The following is a 19,471-nucleotide window of genomic DNA, read 5'->3' as shown; positions in this document are numbered from 1 at the left end:
TCTCCTTGTCCGCACTGGGCGGATGTGGCGAGAGCGAGGATGCACCGACCCCGATCGAGGCCGCGCGTGCCGAACTGGCGCAGGGCGACGGTGCGGCGGCGCGCATCTATCTTGATCGGGCATTGGATAGCGGCGAGAACCGCAGGAACCTCGCCGTGATGATGGGTGAGGCCGCCCTGCTCGAAAAGGACTTCGCAGCAGCGCGCGAGTGGCTCGGCCCCGGCGAATTCTCGCCCGAAAGCGCGGCGGTCGGTTTCCGTCTGCTGGGGCGACTGGAAATGGCGCAGGGCAATTTGCCTGCTGCGGGGGCGGCACTCGACCGCTCGCACCGTCTCGCGCCCGAAGACGCTGGGCTGTGGGTCGATATCGCGCGGCTGCGTTATCAAGGTGGCGAACATGTCCAGGCGATCGCGGCAGTGGACCGCGCGCTTGCGTTTGAGCCGGCGCATGCGGAAGCCTTGCGTTTCCGCGGCCAGCTTGTGCGCGACGCGCATGGCATGGAGGCCGGGGCCACCTGGCTGAGGCAGGCACTCGACCGTTGGCCCGACGAATTGGAAATACGGCTCGATCTGGCCGCCACGCTTGCCGATGCGGGCCATGCGCGCCGGGCGCTCGCAGTGTTGCGCGAAGCGGGCGGCGCTGCGGTCGATCATCCCCGCGGATTGTTCGTACAGGCGGTCATCGCCGCGCGCGGGGGCGAATTGGGCGTCGCGCGCGATCTGCTCGCGCGATCGGGTCTGCAGCAGGAAGCGCATCCGGCGGCGCAGATGCTGGGCGCGATCCTCGATCTGGATCGCGGCAACCTAGCCAGCGCGACGCTGGCGTTCGATCGCCTGTATGCGCGCCAGCCGGACAATTCCCGCATACGCGACCTGTTTGCCTATGCCCTTGCGCGCAGCGGGGCCGAGCGCGAACTTGTCCATCGGTTTGCCGCCGTCGCACAGGGTGGAACCGGCTCGCCCTATCTTCGCCTGCTGGTCGGACGCGCGTTCGAAGCGCTGGATGACCGAGCACGCGCCGCGTCCTATCTTGACCGCGCGACCGCGGCGGAAACCGGGCTCGCCGTTTTACCTGTTCGCTCACCCTCGGCGCAATTCGCAATGGGCGACCTTGGTGACGGGATCGCGCTGCGCGATTTCGTCCGGCATGCCATTGCGATCGGGGACACGAGCGAGGCAGCGCGTCGTGCGCGCTCCTTCGCTGCCCGGGTGCCCGGCTCCGGCGATGCGAGCGCAATCCTCGGCGATGCCGAACTGGCGAATGGCGATCGCGCAGCAGCGCGCGCGGCCTATGCGCGATCGGCGCGTGTCAGGCAGTCGTGGCCGCTCGTTGTGCGTCGGCTGCGGGCAGAAGAGGACGGCGCGAACGCGCGTGCGATACTGACACGTTATCTGGCCGCAAATCCGCTCCGCGCGGACGCGGCACTCGCGCTGGCGGAAGCGCTGGCGCTGGAAGGCGAATGGGAGCGTACTGCCGCGCTGCTCGATCACGCGCTGGAACTGGGAGCCGCGCGCAATCCTGCCGCCCTGGCCGCGCGTAGCATTGCAGCGCGCGAGCTGGGTGAAGCACAGATCGCGTTCGATTACGCGCTCGCGGCTCACGAACTGCAACCAATGAATCCGCTCGCGATCAGCGCGCTTCTCGTCACGCTGCCTGCCGACGATGCCGGCACCCGCGCCGAACTCGAAGCGAAGCTGGCTTCGTTGCGCGCACGTTGATCCGCTCGACAAGGCACGTCGCTCCGGGCAGGGGCAGAACATGAGTTGCCGCACCGTTCTGGCCGATCCGATGCTGCGCATGCTGGTTGCCGCGATCGCGCTCGCCGCGCTCCTGCCTGCTACGGGCGATGCGCGTTCCGCCGCGCAGATGATTGCCAATGCAGCAATTTTCGTGCTGTTCCTGCTCAACGGAATGCGCATTGCACGCCGCGACATTACAGCGGGTATCGCCAACTGGCGCTTCCTGTTGCCGCTGGTGCTGTGGGTTTTCGGGGCGATGGCGCTGGCGGGTCTGGCGCTCGCGGCGCTGGGTGGCGGGTGGCTGACGCCCGCGGTCGCCCTTGGGTTTCTCTATCTCGGCACGCTGCCCTCTACCGTGCAGTCGGCAACTTCCTACACTTCGCTTGCGGGGGGCAATGTCGCGCTCTCAGTGGTCGGTGCGGCGCTGCTCAACATCCTCGGCGTTTTCGTCACCGTGCCGCTGTTCCTTGCGCTTGGCGGAAGCGGCAGCGGGGCAGTGGGGATGGATGTCATCGGCAAGATCATGCTGCTGCTGATCCTGCCCTTTGCAATCGGGCAGATGGTTCAGGGCCGCACCGGTGCCTTCATCGCCCGATACAAGCCCAGGATTGCCTGGATCGACCGGTTTGCGATCTCGGCAGCGATTTACGTCGCCTTCTCGGGCGCGGTCGAGCAGGGCATCTGGCAACGCGTCGATGCATTCGACTGGGTGGTGATCGGCGCGCTGGTCGCGGGCTTCCTGCTGATCGGCAATTACGGCGCGTGGCTCGCGGGCGGCCTGCTCCGCCTGCGCCACGGCGATCGCATCGCCTTCCTGTTCGCGGGGGCGCAGAAGAGCGCCGCCGTCGGCGCCCCGCTGGCGACCATCCTGTTCCCGCCCGAAGAGGCCGGTTTCATCGTGATAGCGCTGCTGCTCTACCACTTCTTCCAGTTGGTCGTTGCCGCGCCGATCGCTAGTCGGCTGGCTGCGTCATCGAATCTTCAGGATGGCGCCGATTGTGCCGCACCGACCACAGGAAGCTGAGCCCGATCAGCACCGCGCCGAGCAATCCGGTGATCGTCTCGGGGATGTGGTAACGCGCCGAGAGCAGCATGATGACGCCGAGCACGATGATCGCCCAGAAGGCGCCGTGCTCGAGATAGCGGTATTGTGCCAACGTCCCGGTGCGCACCAGGTGGATCGTCATCGAACGCACGAACATCGCACCGACCGAAAGACCGAGGGCGATGATGATCATGTTGTTCGACAGCGCGAAGGCGCCGATCACGCCATCGAAACTGAAGCTGGCGTCGAGCACTTCAAGATAGAGGAAACCTCCGAGGCCCGATTTGACGATCTCGCCCGAGGCTTTCTTGGCGGCTTCGCGCGCCTCGATGATGGCCGCGATTGCATGCACGGCAATGAAGGTCACCAGTCCGAGAATGGCCGCGGTCAGGAAGGTGATTGCCTCGTCCGGCGCGAGCATGGTCGAGACCGAATAGACCAGGATGAGCACCAGTCCGATTTCCACCGCGGGTACGTTGGAGAATTTGTTGATCGTCTTCTCGATCGCGGCGATCCAGTGCACTTCCTTGTCGTTGTCGAAGAAGAAGGTCAGCCCGACCATCGCCAGGAAAGCGCCGCCAAAGCCGGCGATGCCGATATGGGCTTCGGACACGATGCGCTCGTATTCGGCCGGATTGTTGAGCGACAATGAGACTGCCTCGACCGGTCCGACCTGCGCCGCAATCGCGACGATCGCGATGGGGAAGACGATCCGCATCCCGAAGACCGCGATCAATATCCCGATCGTCAGGAAGCGTTGCTGCCAGACCGGGTCCATATCGCGAAGCACGGTGGCGTTGACCACCGCATTGTCGAAGCTAAGCGACACCTCGAGGATCGAGAGCACGACGACGATCCACAATATGCCCAGCGTGGCAGTGATCGATCCGGTGCTCGTCCAGCCATACCAGCCTGCCAGCGCGAAGCAGACGGCCGTGAAAGCGAACGAAAAGGCGTAGTAATTGCGGATGGTTTCCATGGAAGGCGCCCGATTGATCAGCCCTTGGGCTGGTAGGTCTGGTCCGGAGTGGGGAAGCTGCGCGCGCGCACTTCCTCGGCATATTGCGCGACGGTCTTCTCGATAACCGCGGCAATGTCCTCATATTTCTTCACGAAGCGCGGCACCCGATCGAACATGCCGAGCATGTCCTCGGTCACCAGCACCTGTCCGTCGCATTGCGCGGAAGCACCGATGCCGATGGTCGGGCACGAAACCGCCCCGGTGGCTTCTATCGCAATCGGTTCGAGCACGCCTTCGAGCACGATGGCAAAGGCGCCTGCATCGTCCAGCGCCCGGGCGTCGCCGACGATCTTCTTCGCCTCGGCATCGCTGCGGCCGCGCGCGGCATAGCCCCCCAACACGTTGACCGCCTGCGGGGTCAGGCCGACATGGCCCATCACGGGGATGCCGCGCTGGTTGAGGAACGCCACCGTCTCCGCCATCTGCTCGCCGCCCTCGAGCTTCACCGCCGCGGCGCCCGATTGCTTGAGCAGGTAGGTCGCGCTTTCGAAGGCCTGTTGCGGCGATTGTTCGTAGGAACCGAAAGGCATGTCGACCACCACCACCGAATGGAAGCTGCCGCGCACGACCGCGGCGGCATGGTTGGCCATCATGTCGAGCGTGACGGGAATGGTGGTGGGCAGGCCGTAGATCACTTGCGCCAGCGAGTCCCCCACCAGCAGGATATCGCAATGTGCATCAAGTAGTTGCGCCTGCCGCGCGGTGTAGGCGGTCAGCATGACCAGCGGTTCGCCCGTCTCGCCATTGGCCTTGTGCGCGCGGATCTTGGGCACCGTGAGCCGCTTCATCGGCTTGGGCGTGGGATTGGCGCGGCTCGTGCTCGTATCGAGCTGGAAGGTCGTGGACATGGCGATCCCACTAGCAAGCGCGTGGACGAGAGCAAAGCGAAGCTTGGAATTGCGCGAATTTGTGTGTTTAAGGACGCGCAAATTGCGCGCGGCAGGGGGTCGCCGCTGCTGGAGAGGAAACAGAACGATATGGTCGCCACGACGGTTTCGACGGGTGAGGGCTGGTCTTCGCGGTCCGCTTTCATTCTTGCTGCGGTCGGAGCCGCAGTGGGGCTCGGCAATATCTGGCGCTTCCCTACGCTGGCCGGAGAAAGCGGCGGCGGCGCGTTCGTTATCTTCTATATCGCCTGTGTGTTCCTGCTCGGCCTGCCGCTCGTGCTGTCCGAGATCTTCATCGGACGCGTCGGCCAGACCGATGCGGTCGGGTCGATCCGCCGCGTTGCGGCGCAATCGCAGGCGAGCCCCGGTTGGTCGGTGTTCGGCGCCATCGGCGCGCTGGCGGCTTTCCTCATCGTGGCCTTCTATTCGGTGGTTGCAGGCTGGGTGCTCTATTACGTGAGCGTGATGGGCTTGGATCTCGTCCAGGCCGTCGTGGAAGGCGATCCGCTGCGCGGCGCGCTGGCAGGTGAAAGCCGCGAGCAGATCCAGCAACGCCTTGGCGACATGTTCGCCAATCCGCTGCTGCTGATCGTGGTCCACTTCCTCTTCATGGGCCTCACATTCTACATCGTCGCGCGCGGCGTAAGCTCTGGTATCGAGAAGGCGGCGACCTATCTCATGCCGCTGTTCTTCGTCCTGCTGGTGGGACTGGTGATCTACGGTGCGATCGAGGGTGACATCGGCGACGCCGTGGCGTTCCTGTTCACACCCGACTGGTCCAAGCTGACCCCGCAAGTGATGAACTCGGCGCTGGGACAGGCGCTGTTCTCACTGTCGCTCGGTGTCGCGGGCCTGATCACTTATGGATCCTATATCAAGGAAGGCAGCGGCCTCGGGCCAACCGCCGGGCTGATCGCTATCGCCGATACCACGGTGGCGCTGCTTGCCGGCTTGATGATCTTCCCCATCGTCTTCGCGGTCGGTCTCGACCCCGCGGCTGGACCCACGCTGGTCTTCCAGACATTGCCCTTCGCATTCCAGACGATGCCGGGCGGCGCATTGTTCGGCTTCCTGTTCTTCCTGCTGATCCTCGTCGCTGCGGTGACCAGTTCGATCTCGCTGCTCGAGGTGCCTACGGCATATGGCATCGGCGAGCGCGGCTGGACCCGCCCCAAGTCGGCGGCGATCTTCGGTGGCGGGGCGTTCCTGATCGGGATCGCCTGCCTGCTGGGCTACAATGTCTGGGCCGATGTCCGCCCGCTGGGCTTCTGGAGCCTGTTCGCGGAAACCGACATCCTCGATACGGTCGACGGCTTCACCGGCAAGGTCATGCTGCCCGTCGGCGCGCTGTTAACTTCGCTGTTCATCGGCTGGAAGGCGGATGAGAACCTGCTGCGCACCACCACCGGCCTGTCGCCCTGGGCCTTCGGTCTGTGGCGTTTCTTGCTGGCGTGGTTGTGCCCGCTGGCCGTCGCCATCATTCTCGTCACCGGCCTGTTTCCGTCGATCCTCGGTAGCTGATGCAGAATCCTGCTTCCCGTTAGCCGGAAACCCGCGTATTCGGCGCGCTTCCGGCTGGCGGAGCAGGGCAGTCCTGCGGCGGGCCTGGGGAGGCCGCAGGCCGCATGATTTTCGACAGGGTGAAGCCGCTGGATGCAATCCTCGCGGCTGCTGAGAAGAAGTCGCTCAAGCGTTCGCTGGGTGGCATACAGCTGATGCTGTTCGGCATTGGCTGCATTATCGGGACGGGCATTTTCGTGCTGACCGCTGCGGGCGCCCAGAAAGCGGGACCGGGGCTGATGCTCGCCTTTGCGATCGCGGGGGCGGTCTGCGTTGTCGCCGCGCTATGCTATGCCGAGATTGCCGCCACCGTACCGGTGTCGGGATCGGCCTATACCTACACCTATGCAACGATGGGCGAATTCCTCGCTTGGACCGTCGGCTGGGCGCTGGTGCTCGAATACGCCATCGCGGCCAGTGCGGTCTCGGTCGGTTGGTCGGGCTATTTCGTCGGGAGCATTCTCGACGAGACGCTGGGTGTCACCTTGCCCAACTGGCTATCGGCCGGTCCACTCGCGCTGGGCGGCGCGGAGGGAGGGCTGATCAACCTGCCGGCAATGGTCATAGCCTTGCTGATTACCGGCCTGCTGATCATCGGCACCAGCGAAAGCGCCAAGTTCAATGCGGTGCTGGTGGCGATCAAGGTCACCGCGCTGACCGCGTTCATCGCGCTGACGCTGACCAGCCCCGCCTTCGAGGCGGAGCGGTTCAATCCCTTCCTCCCCGCAGGCGTGTTCGGCGGCTTCGGTTCAGGTCTGGGAGCGGTCGGCGCTGCGGCGACGATTTTCTTCGCTTACGTGGGCTTCGACGCGGTCTCGACGGCAGCGGAGGAAACCAAGGACCCGCAGCGCAACGTGCCGCTCGGACTGGTCGGCTCGCTGCTGTTCTGCACCCTGTTCTACATCCTCGTAGCGGCGGGTGCGATCGGGACCATCGGCGGCCAGCCGATCATGGGCCCGGGCGGGATACCGTTCCCCGCGGGGTCGGAAGAACTCGCACGCCAATGCGCGCTGCCCGCACACGCCGACGCGCTCGTCTGCTCGAACGAGGCGCTGGCGCATGTGCTGCGCCAGATCGGCTGGTCGGGCGTGGGCAATGTCCTTGGCGTGGCAGCCTTCCTCGCGCTGCCATCGGTCATTCTCGTGCTGCTGTTCGCGCAGACGCGTATTTTCTTCGTGATGAGCCGCGACGGGCTGCTGCCCGAATTTCTCAGCCGGGTGCATCCCCGGTGGCAGACGCCGCATGTCGTGACCGCGCTGACGGGGATCGTGGTGGCGGTGGGTGCGGCGTTCTTCCCGGTGGGCCAACTGGCCGATATCGCCAATGCGGGGACGCTCTATGCCTTCGCCATGGTTGCAGTGGCGGTGATGGTATTGCGGCGCCAGCGTCCCGATGTGCACCGCCATTTCCGGGTCAAGGGGCTTTGGTTCGTGGGGCCTGCGACCATTGCGGGATGCCTGTTCCTGTTCCTCAACCTGCCGGGCGAGGCGATGGTCGTGCTGCCGGCCTGGACTGCGATCGGCTTTCTTGTCTACTTCCTCTATAGCCGCCGACGCAGCCATCTGGGGCAGGGCATCGTCGAAGTGGTCGATGCCGTTGCGGGGGAAGAAACGGCCATTCCGATCCATCCGCCGCTACCGCGCGACTGAGCCTTGGCCTGAATCGAGAAAGGGCCGCGCTCCTTCTGGGAACGCGGCCCTTTTCGGGTGGAATCGGATCGGATCAGAGGTCGACTGCCTCGGCGTGGCGTTCTTCGGCTTCGTCGCGCACGGTCTGCCCTAGCGCCATTTTGGCGGTGTTCAGCAAGCCGAGGTCGCCGTCCCAGATCTCGGCATCGCCGAGGTCCATGCGCAGGAAGACGATATCGGGATCGTCCTTGCCGCCATCGTACCAGGCCTCGACGAAGTTGCTCCAGAACTGGTCGAAGCGTTCTTGGCTGGTTTCGCGCGTCAGCGTGCCATCGAAACGGGCGAAGAGTTCGTGTCCCTTGCTCTCGAAGGTTGCGGTGGCGCGGCCGAGCTTGGCGAAATCGCTCTTGGTATGGGTGAAAAACCAGATCGAGCTGTTGGCGTCCTTGTCGAGCTGCGGGCTCATCGGGACCGCGGTTGCGCTCTGACCGTCGAGCTGGAGGAAGAGGAAGGGCGAATCGGCCAGCGCCTTCCAGAACTTGGTCTTGAGTTCGTTGGGATTACCTTGCGCATGTTTCATCGGGGACTCCTTGATTGCGTGTTACCCGGACAATGGATGAAGCGCGGGTTCGGTCCCGCGGGCTGCGATGACGGGACAAATGCGTACGCCGAATTGCGAATCGGTCCGATATGGAACATAAAGAGAACAACCGAGTCGTTCCATCATGCCCCACACCGATCCTGCCTCCTTGCCAACTGCGGCGTTTGCCGATGTCGCCGCGTTGTCCGCGCAGCGCAGCGCGCGCTGGCGGCCGGGTCTCGCGGCGCAGCAGGGTCCGGCGCTGCATAGCGAGTTGTTCGCTTCCTCGCGCGAGGGCGGTGGGGCGGCAGCCGCGCTCGCATTTGCGCTCGACGATATCCGCCATGTGCCGCGTGCCGAAGGCAGCGAGGCGCGCGACCGGCGCAGCGTGTTGTGGGTCCAGACGCGCGAGGCGGCACGCCGTGTCGGGCGTCCCTATCGTGCAGGGCTGCCACACGCGCTGCAGGGACGGGTGATCCACGTGCTCGCGGAAAAGGCCGAGGACGCGTTGTTCGCGCTGGAAGAAGGGCTGCGGTGCCGCGACTTCGCTTTCGTGCTGGGCGAGATCGCGGGCAATCCCGGCGCGCTCGACTTCACCGCTTCGCGGCGGCTGACGCTGGCGGGCGAACGCCACGGCGTGCCGCTGTTCCTCGTCCGACTCGACGCCGCGCGCGACCTGTCCTCCGCCCGGATGCGCTGGGAGATCGCCTCGGCCCCGTCGCCCGCACCGCGCTGGAATCCGCAGGCGCCGGGTGCCCCGCGCTGGCGTGCCGACCTGTTCCGCGCCCGTGCGCTTGCCCCCGGCGAATGGGTGCTGGGCGAGGGCGGTGACGGCCTTGAGGCGCAGCGTCCCGCGCGAGCCGCAGACCATGACGGAGGCGATACGGCGGCCAGCTGGACCGCGGGGCTGCGCCAGCGTCCCCCGCCGCGGCGGGCATGAGCGGGGCGTCGGCGGCCTCCACTGCCCCGCGCCGCATCCTGTCGATCTGGTTGCCCTCGCTGGCGATCGACCGCTGGCGGCTGGTGATGGGCGAGCAGGCGCGCGCTCTCGTCGATGCGCCGCTGGTGCTGATCTCGGACACAGCGCATGGCCCGCGGATCGAAGCGGTCACACAGATCGCCGCCGCGGCGGGGGCGCAGCGCGGCATGATGCTCGCCGATGCGCGCACGCTGTGTCCTGCCATCGCCACCGCGCCTTCCGATCCCGCAGGCGATCTCGCCTTTCTCGAGCAACTCGCGCTGTGGGCGCAGCGCTGGGGGCCATGGTCCGCGCTCGATGCGCCCGATGGCCTGCTGGTCGACGTCACCGCGGTGCCGCATCTGTTCGGCGGCGAGACGCTGCTGCTCGAGGATGTCCGCGAAGCCTTCGCCCGTCGCCGACTGGCGGTGCGCATGGCGATCGCGCCCACCGCCGGGGCGGCCTGGGCGCTGGCGCATCATGCGCCCGACGGGACGATCGTCGAACACCATGACGATATCGAGCGCGCATTGTCCGACCTGCCCGTGGCCGCGCTGCGGCTCGACCAGGACGTGGTCACCGTGCTGCGCCGTCTGGGGCTCAAGCGGCTGGGCGATATCACCACGATCGGGCGCGATGCGCTCCAGCGGCGGTTCCGCAACCGCAAGTCGCCCGCGGCCAACCCGCTGATCCGGCGCGACCAGCTGCTCGGCCGCGTACCCGAACCGCTGCTGCCGGTCATCGCGCAGCAGGTGCCGCTGGTCCAGCGCCGGCTGATGGAGCCGATCCGTCACCGCCAGCTGCTCGACCAGGTGGTCGCCGATCTCGCGCAGGACATGGCCCGCGAGCTCGAGGGGCAGGGGCAGGGTGCACGGCGGCTTGAACTGGGGCTATGGCGGGTCGATGGCGAGGTCATCGTGCGACGTCTCGAAATGGCCGCGGCCACGCGCGATCCGGCGCATATGCTGCGGCTGTTCGCCGCACGGCTCGACGACATCGAAGCCGGCTTCGGGATCGAGATGGTGCGGCTGCGCGCAAGCTGGGCCGAGCCTCTCGCGCTGGCGCAGGGCGATATCGAAAGCGCGGCCGAGGACCACGGCACTTCGCTGGCGGCCTGTATCGACCGGCTGACCGTGCGGCTCGGTGCGCAGGCGATCAGCCGCCCGGTGCCCTTCGCCAGCCATATCCCCGAACGCGCCCAGCGCTGGCGCAAGCCGCTCGAACCCGAACCTTCCTCGCAGGGGCAACTGGCGTTCCATGCGCGCCCGCTCAAGCTGCTCGACAGCGCGGAGAAGATCGCCGTGCTCTACGCAACGCCCGACGGCTATCCGCAACGCTTCCGCTGGCGGGGCGAGGTACACGAGGTCGTCCGGGTCGAGGGGCCCGAACGGATCGCCCCCGAATGGTGGCGCGAGCGCAGCGGTGCGCGGCTGCGCGACTATTATCGGATCGAGGATGGGCAGGGACGCCGCTACTGGATTTACCGGCAGGGCATTATCGGCGACGGGCGCGGCGGCGCACCCGACTGGTACCTGCAGGGATTATGCGCCTGAATTAACATCGATGCATCATTCGACATTGGCAGCGGGTGCAGTAGAACATATAAAGAACGAATGACTGCCCAAACCATCCAGCAGAAGCTCGAGATTCTCGCCGATGCGGCGAAATACGATGCCTCCTGCGCGTCTTCGGGCACCGCCAAGCGCAACAGCATGGGCGGCCCCAATGGACGTGGCGGGATCGGCTCGACCGAGGGGATGGGCATCTGCCACGCCTATGCGCCCGACGGCCGCTGCATCTCGCTGCTCAAGATCCTGCTGACCAACCATTGCGTGTTCGACTGCCATTACTGCGTGAACCGGAAGAGCTCGAACGTGCCGCGCGCGCGCTTCAGCCCGCAGGAGGTCGTCGATCTCACGCTGTCCTTCTACCGCCGCAATTACATCGAGGGGCTGTTCCTCTCCTCGGGCATTGTGAAAAGCTCGAACCACACGATGGAGCAGATGGTAGAAGTCGCTCGTATCTTGCGGGAAGAACACGATTTTCGCGGCTATATTCATCTCAAGACCATCCCCGAGGCCGACCCCGAGATCGTCCATCAGGCCGGGCTTTACGCCGACCGCGTGTCGATCAATGTCGAACTGCCGACCGACAGCGGGTTGACGCGGCTCGCGCCCGACAAGGATGCGCGCCAGATCGAAGGCGCGATGGGCAAGGTCAAGGAGGACATCAGCGAACTGAAGGATGCGCGCAAGCGCTTCAGACACGCGCCGCGCTTCGCCCCTGCGGGCCAGTCGACGCAGATGATCGTCGGCGCCGATGCCGCGACCGATGCCGATATCGTCGGCAAGGCCAGCCGGCTGTACGACAGTTTCCGCCTGCGCCGCGTCTATTACAGCGCTTTCTCGCCGATCCCCGATGCCAGCGCAGTGCTGCCGCTGAAGCGTCCGCCGCTGATCCGCGAACACCGGCTCTACCAGTCCGACTGGCTGATGCGTTTCTACGGTTACAAGCCCGCCGAGGTGATGCAGGCGACCGAGGCGGATGGGAACCTGCCGCTCGATATCGATCCCAAGCTCGCCTGGGCGCTCAAGTTTCGCGAACAGTTTCCGGTCGACGTCAACCGCGCCACCAAGGAACAATTGCTGCGCGTCCCCGGGCTGGGGGTGAAGGCGGTGGGCAAGATCCTCGCCAGCCGTCGTCACCGGGCGTTGCGTCTGGACGATGTCGCGCGGCTGACCCAGTCGGTCACCAAGGTCCGGCCGTTCATCTGCACATTGGATTGGCGCCCGGTGCTGCTGACCGATCGCGCCGATTTGCGCAGCCTGCTCGCGCCCAAGACCGAGCAGTTGGAACTGTTCGCGGCATGACCGCGCTGCAGCATGTCAGGCTGGGGACCTATTACGTGGTCAATTTGCCCGAGCCGGACGATTTCGAGTTCTGGCGCGAACGCGCGCGTGCGCTGGTGCAATGCGAGGTTCCCCCCGACCGGGTGGCCTGGATCGAACCCGGCGGCAGCGGGAATCTGTTCGCAGCATCCTCCTCCGCTGCCTTCCCCGGGGGCGAGCGGCGGGCACCGGTTCCGCCGGCCGATGCCCGGGCGGTGCGGGCGAGCAAGCGCTTCGTGACGCTGGCGCGCAACGCCATCCTCCATTCCGATCCCGAACGCTTCGCGCTGCTCTACCGGCTGCTGTGGCGTTTGCAGGCGAACGGGCGGATGATGGAAGACAAGGCCGATCCCGATGTGCGGCGGGTGGAGGAGCTGGCCAAGAACGTGCGCCGCGACAGTCACAAGATGCACGCCTTCGTGCGCTTCCGCCTGGTCGAGAAGGAAGAAGACGGCACGGGCGGCGATGGGGCCGGGGGCGAGCATTACGTCGCCTGGTTCGAACCCGAACACCATATCCTGCGCGCCAATGCGGGTTTCTTCATGCGGCGGTTCGCGAACATGCGCTGGTCGATCCTGACACCGCGTGGATCGCTCCACTGGGATGGCGACACCATGTCCGAAGGCCCGCCTGCGCAGCGTTCGGATGCGCCGCAGGGCGATCCGACGGAGGAATTGTGGCGCAGCTACTATGCCTCGATCTTCAACCCCGCGCGGCTGAAGGTGGGGGCGATGCTGAAGGAAATGCCACGCAAATACTGGAAGAACATGCCCGAGGCCGCGCTCATCCCGCAGTTGGTGGCGGGTGCACAGCAGCGCGAGGCGCAGATGGTCGACAAGGGCAAGTCACTGTTCGACGACGAACTGGACGACCGGCCCGATACGCTGGAAGCGATCGACCGGGCGATCCATGCTTGCCGCAAATGTCCGATCGGTCAGCTCGACAACCACGCGGTGATGGGCGAGGGCCCGCGGGATGCGGCGCTCATGATCGTGGGCGAACAGCCGGGCGACCAGGAGGATCTGTCGGGGCGCCCCTTCGTCGGTCCCGCCGGGCAATTGCTCGACGTGCATCTGGAGAAGGTCGGGATCGATCGCCGCGCCGCCTATGTCACCAATGCGGTGAAACATTTCAAATATGTCCAGCGCGGCAAGCGACGGCTGCACCAGAATCCGGGCGCGAAAGAGATCGACACCTGCCGTTGGTGGATCGAGAGCGAGCGGGCGATCGTGCAGCCCAAGCTGGTGCTGGCCATGGGAGCGAGCGCGGCACGCGGCATGCTGGGCAAGACGGTCAGCATATCGCGCGTGCGCGGGACGCCGATTGCGCTGGAAGATGGCAGCGAACTGTGGGTCACTGCGCACCCGTCCTATCTGTTGCGGCTCGACGGAGCGGCACGCGAGGAACAGGCGCGGCTGTTCGATGCGGACCTTGCCGCGGTGAGGGAGCGGCTTTCGGAATTGGCCGGGTGAGCCCATGCCCGAGAACGACCTCCAGATTCCCAAGCGCACGATCGAACTCGATCCGGCTGGCATTTCGCCGCCGCCGCGCGCGCCCTATGTCGAACTGGGCATTTTCTCGTGCTTCAGCTTCCTGCGCGGCGCGTCCGATGCGGTCGATCTCGTGCTGCAGGCCCGCGCGCTCGGCTACGATGCGATCGGGATCGCGGATGCCAATACGATGGCCGGAGTGGTCCGGCTGCATACGGAATCGAAAACCCTTAAACTCAAGCCACTTATCGGTTGCAGGATAGAAACGGTCGAGGGGCTGTGCTTCCTCGCCTATCCGCGCGATCGCGCTGCCTATGGGCGGCTATGCCGGCTGATTTCCGCGGGGCGGATGCGCACGCTCGATGGCGAGTGGCAGGAAAAGGGCGCCTGCGACATCAGCCTCGCCATGCTCGCTGCGCATGGCGAAGGCGTGCAACTGGTGCTGCTGCCACCTCGCGATCTCGATCAGCGCTTTACCGTGGAGGTGGAGAGCAATGTGGTCGCCTTTCCGGCGCGGGAGCCGCGCGAAGAGACGGAACTGGAGACGGAGGATCGTTCGCGCGCCGCGCCTGCATCTTCGCGTGACATCACCGGCTCGTTCGAAGAACTCCTGCCGCATCTTGTCGTGCTGCTTCCCACGCTGCGCCATGTTGCTGCGGCTTTCCTCTACTTCGAGAACGACATCGCGCGGATCGAGCGGCTCGATGCGCTCGCGCGCGAACACGGCCTGTCGATCCTCGCGACCAACGACGTCCACTACGCCACGCCCGACCGGCGGCCGTTGCAGGACGTGATGACCGCGATCCGTCACAAGACCACGGTCGCCGCGGCAGGTCACCTGCTGCACGGCAATGGCGAACGCTATCTCAAGCCGCCCGAAACGATGGTGCGGCTGTTCGAGCGCTGGCCGCATGCCATCGCCGCGACGCGTGCATTGGCCGACAAGTGCAATTTCAGTCTCGACGAACTGGCCTATGAATATCCCGAGGAAATCCATCCCGACGGGCAGAACCCGCAGCAGTTTCTCGCGGCGGAGACATGGAAGGGGGCCGCCTGGCGTTATCCCGGCGGCGTGCCCGAAAGCGTACGCGAAACGCTCGAACGCGAGCTGGCGCTGATCGGCAAGCTCGATCTGGCGCGCTATTTCCTCACGATCAAGGATATCGTCGACTACGCCCGCGGGGTCGATCCGCCGATCCTGTGCCAGGGACGCGGCAGCGCGGCCAATTCGGCGGTGTGCTATTGCCTCGGCATCACCAATGTCGACCCGGCCAAGCATGCGTTGCTGTTCGACCGCTTCATCTCGGAAGAGCGCAAGGAGCCGCCCGACATCGATGTCGATTTCGAGCATGAGCGGCGCGAGGAGGTGATCCAGTACATCTATCGCAAATATGGCCGCCACCGCGCCGGACTGTGCGCCACGGTGATCCACTACCGCCCACGCATGGCGATCCGCGAGGTGGGCAAGGCGATGGGGCTGACCGAGGATGTCACCGCCGCGCTGGCCAAGACCGTATGGGGGGGCTGGGGGCGCGAGATCAGCGAGAAACACGCCGCGGAAACGGGGATGGACGTGTCCGATCCACACTTGCGCCGCGTTCTCAAGCTGACCGAGCAAATGATTGGCATGCCCCGACATTTGTCACAGCATGTCGGCGGATTCATCCTCACCGAAGGGGCGCTCACCGAAACCGTGCCGATCGGCAATGGGGCGATGCCCGAACGCAGTTTTATCGAATGGGACAAGGACGATATCGAGGCACTGGGCATCCTCAAGGTCGATGTGCTCGCGCTAGGCATGCTGACCTGCATCCGCAAATGTCTCGACCTGGTCGACGAGCATCACGGCCGCACGCTGACGCTGGCGGCGGTCCCGCGCGAGGATCCCGAAACCTATGCGATGTTGCGCAAGGGGGATTCGCTGGGCGTGTTCCAGGTGGAGAGCCGTGCGCAGATGAACATGCTGCCGCGGTTGCGCCCGCGCGAATTCTACGACCTCGTAATCCAGGTCGCGATCGTGCGTCCCGGGCCGATCCAGGGCGACATGGTGCATCCCTATCTCAAGCGGCGGCGCGGAGCCGAGCCCGTGGTGATCCCCGCGCCGAGCCCGCGGCACGGGCCGCCCGACGAGCTGTCGAGCATTCTCGGACGTACGCTGGGGGTCCCGATCTTCCAGGAACAGGCGATGAAGATCGCGCTCGATGCGGCGAAATTCTCCTCGCTCGAGGCGAACCGGCTGCGCAAGGCGATGGCCACCTTCCGCAGCCGCGGGATGGTCGACGAACTGCAGGACATGATGGTCGAACGCATGGTCGGGCGCGGCTACGATCGCGATTTCGCGCAGCGCTGCTTCAACCAGATCCGCGGCTTCGGCGAATACGGCTTTCCCGAAAGCCACGCGGCCAGCTTCGCGCATCTCGTCTACGTATCGAGCTGGTTGAAATGCCACTTCCCCGCAGCCTTCGGCTGCGCCCTCCTCAATTCGCAGCCGATGGGTTTCTACGCTCCGGCACAGATCGTCCGCGACGCCCGCGAACATGGCGTCGTGGTGCTGCCCGCCGACGTCAACCATTCGCAATGGAACTGTACGCTCGAACCGCTCGCGCCCGGTGACGAGATCGTGCAAAATCCATCCGATGATCGGGGACGGCAGGACCGGCATATCGCGCTGCGTCTCGGATTGCGGCAGGTCGATGGCCTGCCCGAGGCGACCGCCGCCCGACTGATCACCGAACGCGAGGAGCGGGGGGAGTACACCGACGTCACGGTATTGCGGGACCGCGCCCGCATCGCGCCTGCGCATGTCGAGCGGCTTGCCAGCGCCGACTGCTTCGGGTCGATCGAACTGTCGCGGCGCCAGGCGCTGTGGCAGGCGCGCAGCATCGTCGGCGGGGCAGACCTGCCGCTGTTCGCCGCTGCTGCGGCGCGCGACGAAGGTGCCGAGGTCGCCCAGACGCAACTCCCGGCAATGCCGCTGAGCGAGGAGGTGGTGGCCGATTACCAGACCACGCGCCTCAGCCTGAAAGCGCATCCGATGGCCTTCCTGCGCGCGAGCCTGGCCGAACGCGGCTTCGTGCGCGCCTGCGACCTGCGCGATCGCAAATTCCGTTCGATGGTCCATGTGGCGGGCGTGGTGTTGATCCGCCAGCGGCCGGGCAGCGCGAAGGGAGTGTGCTTCATAACGCTCGAGGACGAGAGCGGGGTCATCAACCTCGTCGTCTGGCCCGACCTCAAGGAGAAGCAGCGCCGGGTGGTAATGGGCGCACGGTTGATGGAGGTGCGCGGGCGGGTGGAGTACGATGACGAGGTGATCCACGTCATCGCGCATCACATGGAAGATGCGACGCACCAGCTGTACCGGCTGTCCGACGACATGCTGAATGCGCCGGTGGCGCGCGCGGACCATGTGACCTCGCCGTTGCCCGACAAGTTCAACCCGCGCGACAATCTGCGTGAGGGTGCTGCCGATCCCTATCGACCGGTCGAACCGTGGGAAGAACCGCCGCCGGGCAATCGCGAGTGCGGGTGGTTCGGTCCAAATTCGGGCGGACATCCGCGCGACGTCCGCATCGTTCCCCCGAGCCGCGACTTCCACTAAAGCGCGGCGCGATGATCGATGCCGAGAAACTCGCCGCATTCGCGCTGGTAACCGCGACCACCAGCCTCGTGCCGGGCCAGTCGATGATGTTCGTCATGGGGCAGGCGATCTGGCGCGGCGCACGTTCGGGCTGGGCGGCGCTGCTGGGCATGCAGATCGGCTATCTGCTGTGGTGGCTCTTCGCCGCCCTCGGTCTGGGAACGCTGGCCGAGACATATCCGCTGGCCTTCCGCCTGCTGGCATTCGCAGGCATCGCTTATCTCGCATGGCTTGGGCTGCAGGCCATCCGGCACAGCTTCCAACCCGACCAGGACACTGCAAACCCCCGCGCGAGCCGTCGCGTCATGCGTTCCGCGATGGCATACTGATCGCAATCGGCAATCCCAAGTCGGTGATCTACATGATCGCGATCATCCCGCCTTTCATCGATGCCTCGGTCCCGATCGTCCCGCAGATAGCCATGCTGGCACTGGTCGCGCTGCTGATCGACCTGCCCGTAGGAGCACTTTACATCGGGGCGGGGCAGAGGGTGGCCCGGGCAATGGAACGCGCCGCCACGCGTCGCTGGATCGATCGCGGGATTGGCGCGCTGTTCCTCGTGATAGCCGTGCTGGTGCTCGGCGAGTTGCTGGGGACCGAATTTTGAACCGCAGATTGTCGCGCCGGATCGGACGCTTCGAAAGCGATCGCCGCGTCGTGCTCCTGCTCGTATTGTCCGGACTGCTGCTGGCTGCTCGCACCTGGCTGGCACAGCATCCCCAACACAACCCCTGGGCGCCACTCGATTTGCGTGATCCGGTGGGCTGGGCGACAGCCAGCAAGCTGAATGCATTGCGCGACGACGTTGCCGAATGCCGCGCCGTGCTTGATCGCAGTGCCGTGGCACACGACGTGCTCGAACCCGCAGGCGAGGGCGCGTGTCGCCGCGAGGATCGCACGCGTCTCGGCGACTATCCGCTGAGCCCATCGACCCCTCCCGTAACATGCGCGACCGCTGCGGGAATGTTCCTGTGGGAGCGCGACGTTCTGAACCCCGAGGCCGAACGAATGTTCGGATCGAAAATCGAGGTGATCGAGCACCTTGGTGCCTATTCCTGCCGCCGCCTCTATGGACGGGACAGCGGTGCCTGGAGCGAGCACGCCACTGCGAATGCCATCGATATTACGGGTTTCGTCCTGGCGGATGGAACGCGGATCAGCGTGCTGCGCGACTGGGATGGAGACGGCGACAAGGCAGCCTTCCTGCGAGCCGCGCGCGACGGTGCCTGCAGCAATTTCGCGACCGTGCTATCACCCGATTACAATTCTGCGCACGCCGACCATTTCCATTTCGACATGAGCGCACGCTGGAACAGCGTCTGCCGGTAATTCAGGCTTCGAGCGAATAGCCGGCGCTCCGGACGGTGCGCACCGGATCCTTGGCGCCTTCGATCTCGATTGCCTTTCGCAGGCGACGGATATGCACATCGACCGTGCGCAATTCGATCTCGCTCTCGGTCCCCCAAACACCATCGAGCAGCTGCCCGCGACTGAAGACACGCCCCGGGCTCTCCATGAAGAATTTGAGCAGGCGGTATTCGGTCGGGCCAAGCTGCAGCGTGCGGCCGCGGCGGGTGACCTTGTGGGCCACGGGATCAAGCGTGATGTCCCCCACCTCGATGCTTTCGCCCGCCAGCGCAGGTCGGATGCGGCGCATCACCGCGGCGACCCGCGCAAGCAGTTCACGGGGCGAGAAGGGCTTGGTCAGGTAATCGTCGGCCCCGGTGTCGAGCCCGCGAACGCGATCGTCCTCGGCCTCGCGCGCGGTCAGCATGATGATCGGGACATGCGCGGTTTCCTTGTCGCGGCGCAGGCGGCGACAGACCTCGATCCCGCTTGTGCCCTCGATCATCCAATCGAGGATAACGAGGTCGGGTACGTCTTCCGAGGCAAGCAAGAGCGCTTCGTCGCCATCCGCAGTCGTGCGAACGTGATAGCCCTCGTTGGTGAAACGGTATTCGAGCAGTTCGGAGAGAGCGGGGTCGTCCTCTACCAGCAACAGTTTGGCGGCGTGCAAGTCCATGCCTTTCCGGGAATT

Annotated in this window: 16 protein-coding genes; 12 read left to right on the top strand and 4 right to left on the bottom strand. The window is 65.6% G+C overall.

All coding sequences use genetic code 11. The features are described 5' to 3' along the window. The first annotated feature begins 5 nt into the window (after nucleotides 1-5). Both FHS69_RS03420 and FHS69_RS03415 read left to right on the top strand, forming a co-directional pair. A complete protein-coding gene (locus FHS69_RS03420; protein ID WP_166776543.1) occupies nucleotides 6-1,718 on the top strand; it encodes a tetratricopeptide repeat protein in 1,713 nt (570 codons plus the stop codon). A 40-nt stretch (nucleotides 1,719-1,758) separates the two neighbouring features. Continuing rightward, nucleotides 1,759-2,763 carry a bile acid:sodium symporter family protein gene (locus FHS69_RS03415; RefSeq protein WP_166776541.1) on the top strand — a complete coding sequence of 335 codons (1,005 nt, stop codon included), beginning with the start codon at nucleotides 1,759-1,761 and terminating at the stop codon, nucleotides 2,761-2,763. On the opposite strand, the gene FHS69_RS03410 is transcribed toward FHS69_RS03415, so the two are convergent. Together FHS69_RS03410 and panB are read right to left on the bottom strand one after the other, a co-directional pair. Continuing rightward, on the bottom strand, nucleotides 2,693-3,763 hold the full coding sequence (locus tag FHS69_RS03410; RefSeq protein ID WP_067467104.1) for a DUF475 domain-containing protein: 1,071 nt from the start codon (nucleotides 3,761-3,763) through the stop codon (nucleotides 2,693-2,695). The genes FHS69_RS03415 and FHS69_RS03410 overlap by 71 nt on opposite strands. Before the next feature lie 17 nt (nucleotides 3,764-3,780). Beyond that, the gene (gene panB / locus FHS69_RS03405) at nucleotides 3,781-4,653 is read right to left on the bottom strand and encodes a 3-methyl-2-oxobutanoate hydroxymethyltransferase (protein ID WP_094063163.1); all 873 of its coding nucleotides are present in this window, start codon (nucleotides 4,651-4,653) and stop codon (nucleotides 3,781-3,783) included. 129 nt (nucleotides 4,654-4,782) lie between these two features. Here panB and FHS69_RS03400 point away from each other — a divergent pair, with 129 nt between their 5' ends. Then, on the top strand, nucleotides 4,783-6,213 hold the full coding sequence (locus tag FHS69_RS03400) for a sodium-dependent transporter (RefSeq protein ID WP_166776539.1): 1,431 nt from the start codon (nucleotides 4,783-4,785) through the stop codon (nucleotides 6,211-6,213). Between the two features lie 104 nt (nucleotides 6,214-6,317). Beyond that, complete coding sequence (locus FHS69_RS03395; RefSeq protein WP_166776537.1) at nucleotides 6,318-7,901, top strand: amino acid permease; 1,584 nt, start codon at nucleotides 6,318-6,320, stop codon at nucleotides 7,899-7,901. A 73-nt stretch (nucleotides 7,902-7,974) separates the two neighbouring features. Here FHS69_RS03395 and FHS69_RS03390 read toward each other — a convergent pair whose 3' ends face one another. Further along, nucleotides 7,975-8,460 (bottom strand): pyridoxamine 5'-phosphate oxidase family protein, encoded by a 486-nt coding sequence (locus FHS69_RS03390; protein ID WP_166776535.1) that lies wholly within the window; start codon nucleotides 8,458-8,460, stop codon nucleotides 7,975-7,977. Between the two features lie 145 nt (nucleotides 8,461-8,605). On the opposite strand from FHS69_RS03390, the gene FHS69_RS03385 reads away from it, so the two are divergent. From FHS69_RS03385 to FHS69_RS03350, 8 genes are read left to right on the top strand one after another with little or no spacing between them, the layout of a single operon-like run. Continuing rightward, nucleotides 8,606-9,400, top strand: a complete 795-nt coding sequence (locus FHS69_RS03385; protein ID WP_166776533.1) for a hypothetical protein — start codon at nucleotides 8,606-8,608, stop codon at nucleotides 9,398-9,400. Continuing rightward, entirely contained in the window at nucleotides 9,397-10,971 is a 1,575-nt protein-coding gene (locus FHS69_RS03380; protein ID WP_166776531.1) for a DUF6504 family protein, read from the top strand. Before FHS69_RS03385 ends, FHS69_RS03380 begins: the two co-directional genes overlap by 4 nt. Before the next feature lie 60 nt (nucleotides 10,972-11,031). Continuing rightward, on the top strand, nucleotides 11,032-12,288 hold the full coding sequence (locus FHS69_RS03375; protein WP_166776529.1) for a putative DNA modification/repair radical SAM protein: 1,257 nt from the start codon (nucleotides 11,032-11,034) through the stop codon (nucleotides 12,286-12,288). Next, a complete protein-coding gene (locus FHS69_RS03370) occupies nucleotides 12,285-13,778 on the top strand; it encodes a UdgX family uracil-DNA binding protein (RefSeq protein ID WP_166776527.1) in 1,494 nt (497 codons plus the stop codon). The genes FHS69_RS03375 and FHS69_RS03370 overlap by 4 nt, the downstream gene beginning before the upstream one ends. A 4-nt stretch (nucleotides 13,779-13,782) precedes the next feature. Next, the gene (locus tag FHS69_RS03365) at nucleotides 13,783-17,394 is read left to right on the top strand and encodes an error-prone DNA polymerase (RefSeq protein ID WP_166776525.1); all 3,612 of its coding nucleotides are present in this window, start codon (nucleotides 13,783-13,785) and stop codon (nucleotides 17,392-17,394) included. 11 nt (nucleotides 17,395-17,405) lie between these two features. After that, nucleotides 17,406-17,762 (top strand): LysE family translocator, encoded by a 357-nt coding sequence (locus FHS69_RS03360; RefSeq protein ID WP_166776523.1) that lies wholly within the window; start codon nucleotides 17,406-17,408, stop codon nucleotides 17,760-17,762. 32 nt (nucleotides 17,763-17,794) lie between these two features. Then, nucleotides 17,795-18,040, top strand: a complete 246-nt coding sequence (locus FHS69_RS03355; protein WP_425128217.1) for a hypothetical protein — start codon at nucleotides 17,795-17,797, stop codon at nucleotides 18,038-18,040. Beyond that, nucleotides 18,037-18,762, top strand: a complete 726-nt coding sequence (locus FHS69_RS03350; RefSeq protein ID WP_208380061.1) for an extensin-like domain-containing protein — start codon at nucleotides 18,037-18,039, stop codon at nucleotides 18,760-18,762. The genes FHS69_RS03355 and FHS69_RS03350 overlap by 4 nt, the downstream gene beginning before the upstream one ends. Nucleotide 18,763: 1 nt before the next feature. Here FHS69_RS03350 and phoB read toward each other — a convergent pair whose 3' ends face one another. After that, nucleotides 18,764-19,450 (bottom strand): phosphate regulon transcriptional regulator PhoB, encoded by a 687-nt coding sequence (phoB, locus tag FHS69_RS03345; protein WP_166777046.1) that lies wholly within the window; start codon nucleotides 19,448-19,450, stop codon nucleotides 18,764-18,766. Between the last annotated feature and the right edge of the window lie 21 nt (nucleotides 19,451-19,471).

The organism is Qipengyuania flava, from assembly GCF_011762005.1.
Taxonomy (GTDB): Bacteria; Pseudomonadota; Alphaproteobacteria; order Sphingomonadales; family Sphingomonadaceae; genus Qipengyuania; species Qipengyuania flava.
Note: the sequence above shows the minus strand (reverse complement) of the source record. Positions and strands in the feature narration are given on the sequence as shown.

Bases quoted from the DNA above. Each gene is read 5' to 3' on its own strand.
- FHS69_RS03375 (WP_166776529.1), top strand. From the start codon at position 11,032: ATGACTGCCCAAACCATCCAGCAGAAGCTCGAGATTCTCGCCGATGCG.
- FHS69_RS03355 (WP_425128217.1), top strand. From the start codon at position 17,795: ATGATCGCGATCATCCCGCCTTTCATCGATGCCTCGGTCCCGATCGTC.
- FHS69_RS03385 (WP_166776533.1), top strand. From the start codon at position 8,606: ATGCCCCACACCGATCCTGCCTCCTTGCCAACTGCGGCGTTTGCCGAT.
- FHS69_RS03415 (WP_166776541.1), top strand. From the start codon at position 1,759: ATGAGTTGCCGCACCGTTCTGGCCGATCCGATGCTGCGCATGCTGGTT.
- FHS69_RS03380 (WP_166776531.1), top strand. From the start codon at position 9,397: ATGAGCGGGGCGTCGGCGGCCTCCACTGCCCCGCGCCGCATCCTGTCG.
- FHS69_RS03365 (WP_166776525.1), top strand. From the start codon at position 13,783: ATGCCCGAGAACGACCTCCAGATTCCCAAGCGCACGATCGAACTCGAT.
- panB (WP_094063163.1), bottom strand. From the start codon at position 4,653: ATGTCCACGACCTTCCAGCTCGATACGAGCACGAGCCGCGCCAATCCC.
- FHS69_RS03360 (WP_166776523.1), top strand. From the start codon at position 17,406: ATGATCGATGCCGAGAAACTCGCCGCATTCGCGCTGGTAACCGCGACC.
- FHS69_RS03370 (WP_166776527.1), top strand. From the start codon at position 12,285: ATGACCGCGCTGCAGCATGTCAGGCTGGGGACCTATTACGTGGTCAAT.
- FHS69_RS03395 (WP_166776537.1), top strand. From the start codon at position 6,318: ATGATTTTCGACAGGGTGAAGCCGCTGGATGCAATCCTCGCGGCTGCT.
- FHS69_RS03390 (WP_166776535.1), bottom strand. From the start codon at position 8,460: ATGAAACATGCGCAAGGTAATCCCAACGAACTCAAGACCAAGTTCTGG.
- FHS69_RS03400 (WP_166776539.1), top strand. From the start codon at position 4,783: ATGGTCGCCACGACGGTTTCGACGGGTGAGGGCTGGTCTTCGCGGTCC.
- FHS69_RS03410 (WP_067467104.1), bottom strand. From the start codon at position 3,763: ATGGAAACCATCCGCAATTACTACGCCTTTTCGTTCGCTTTCACGGCC.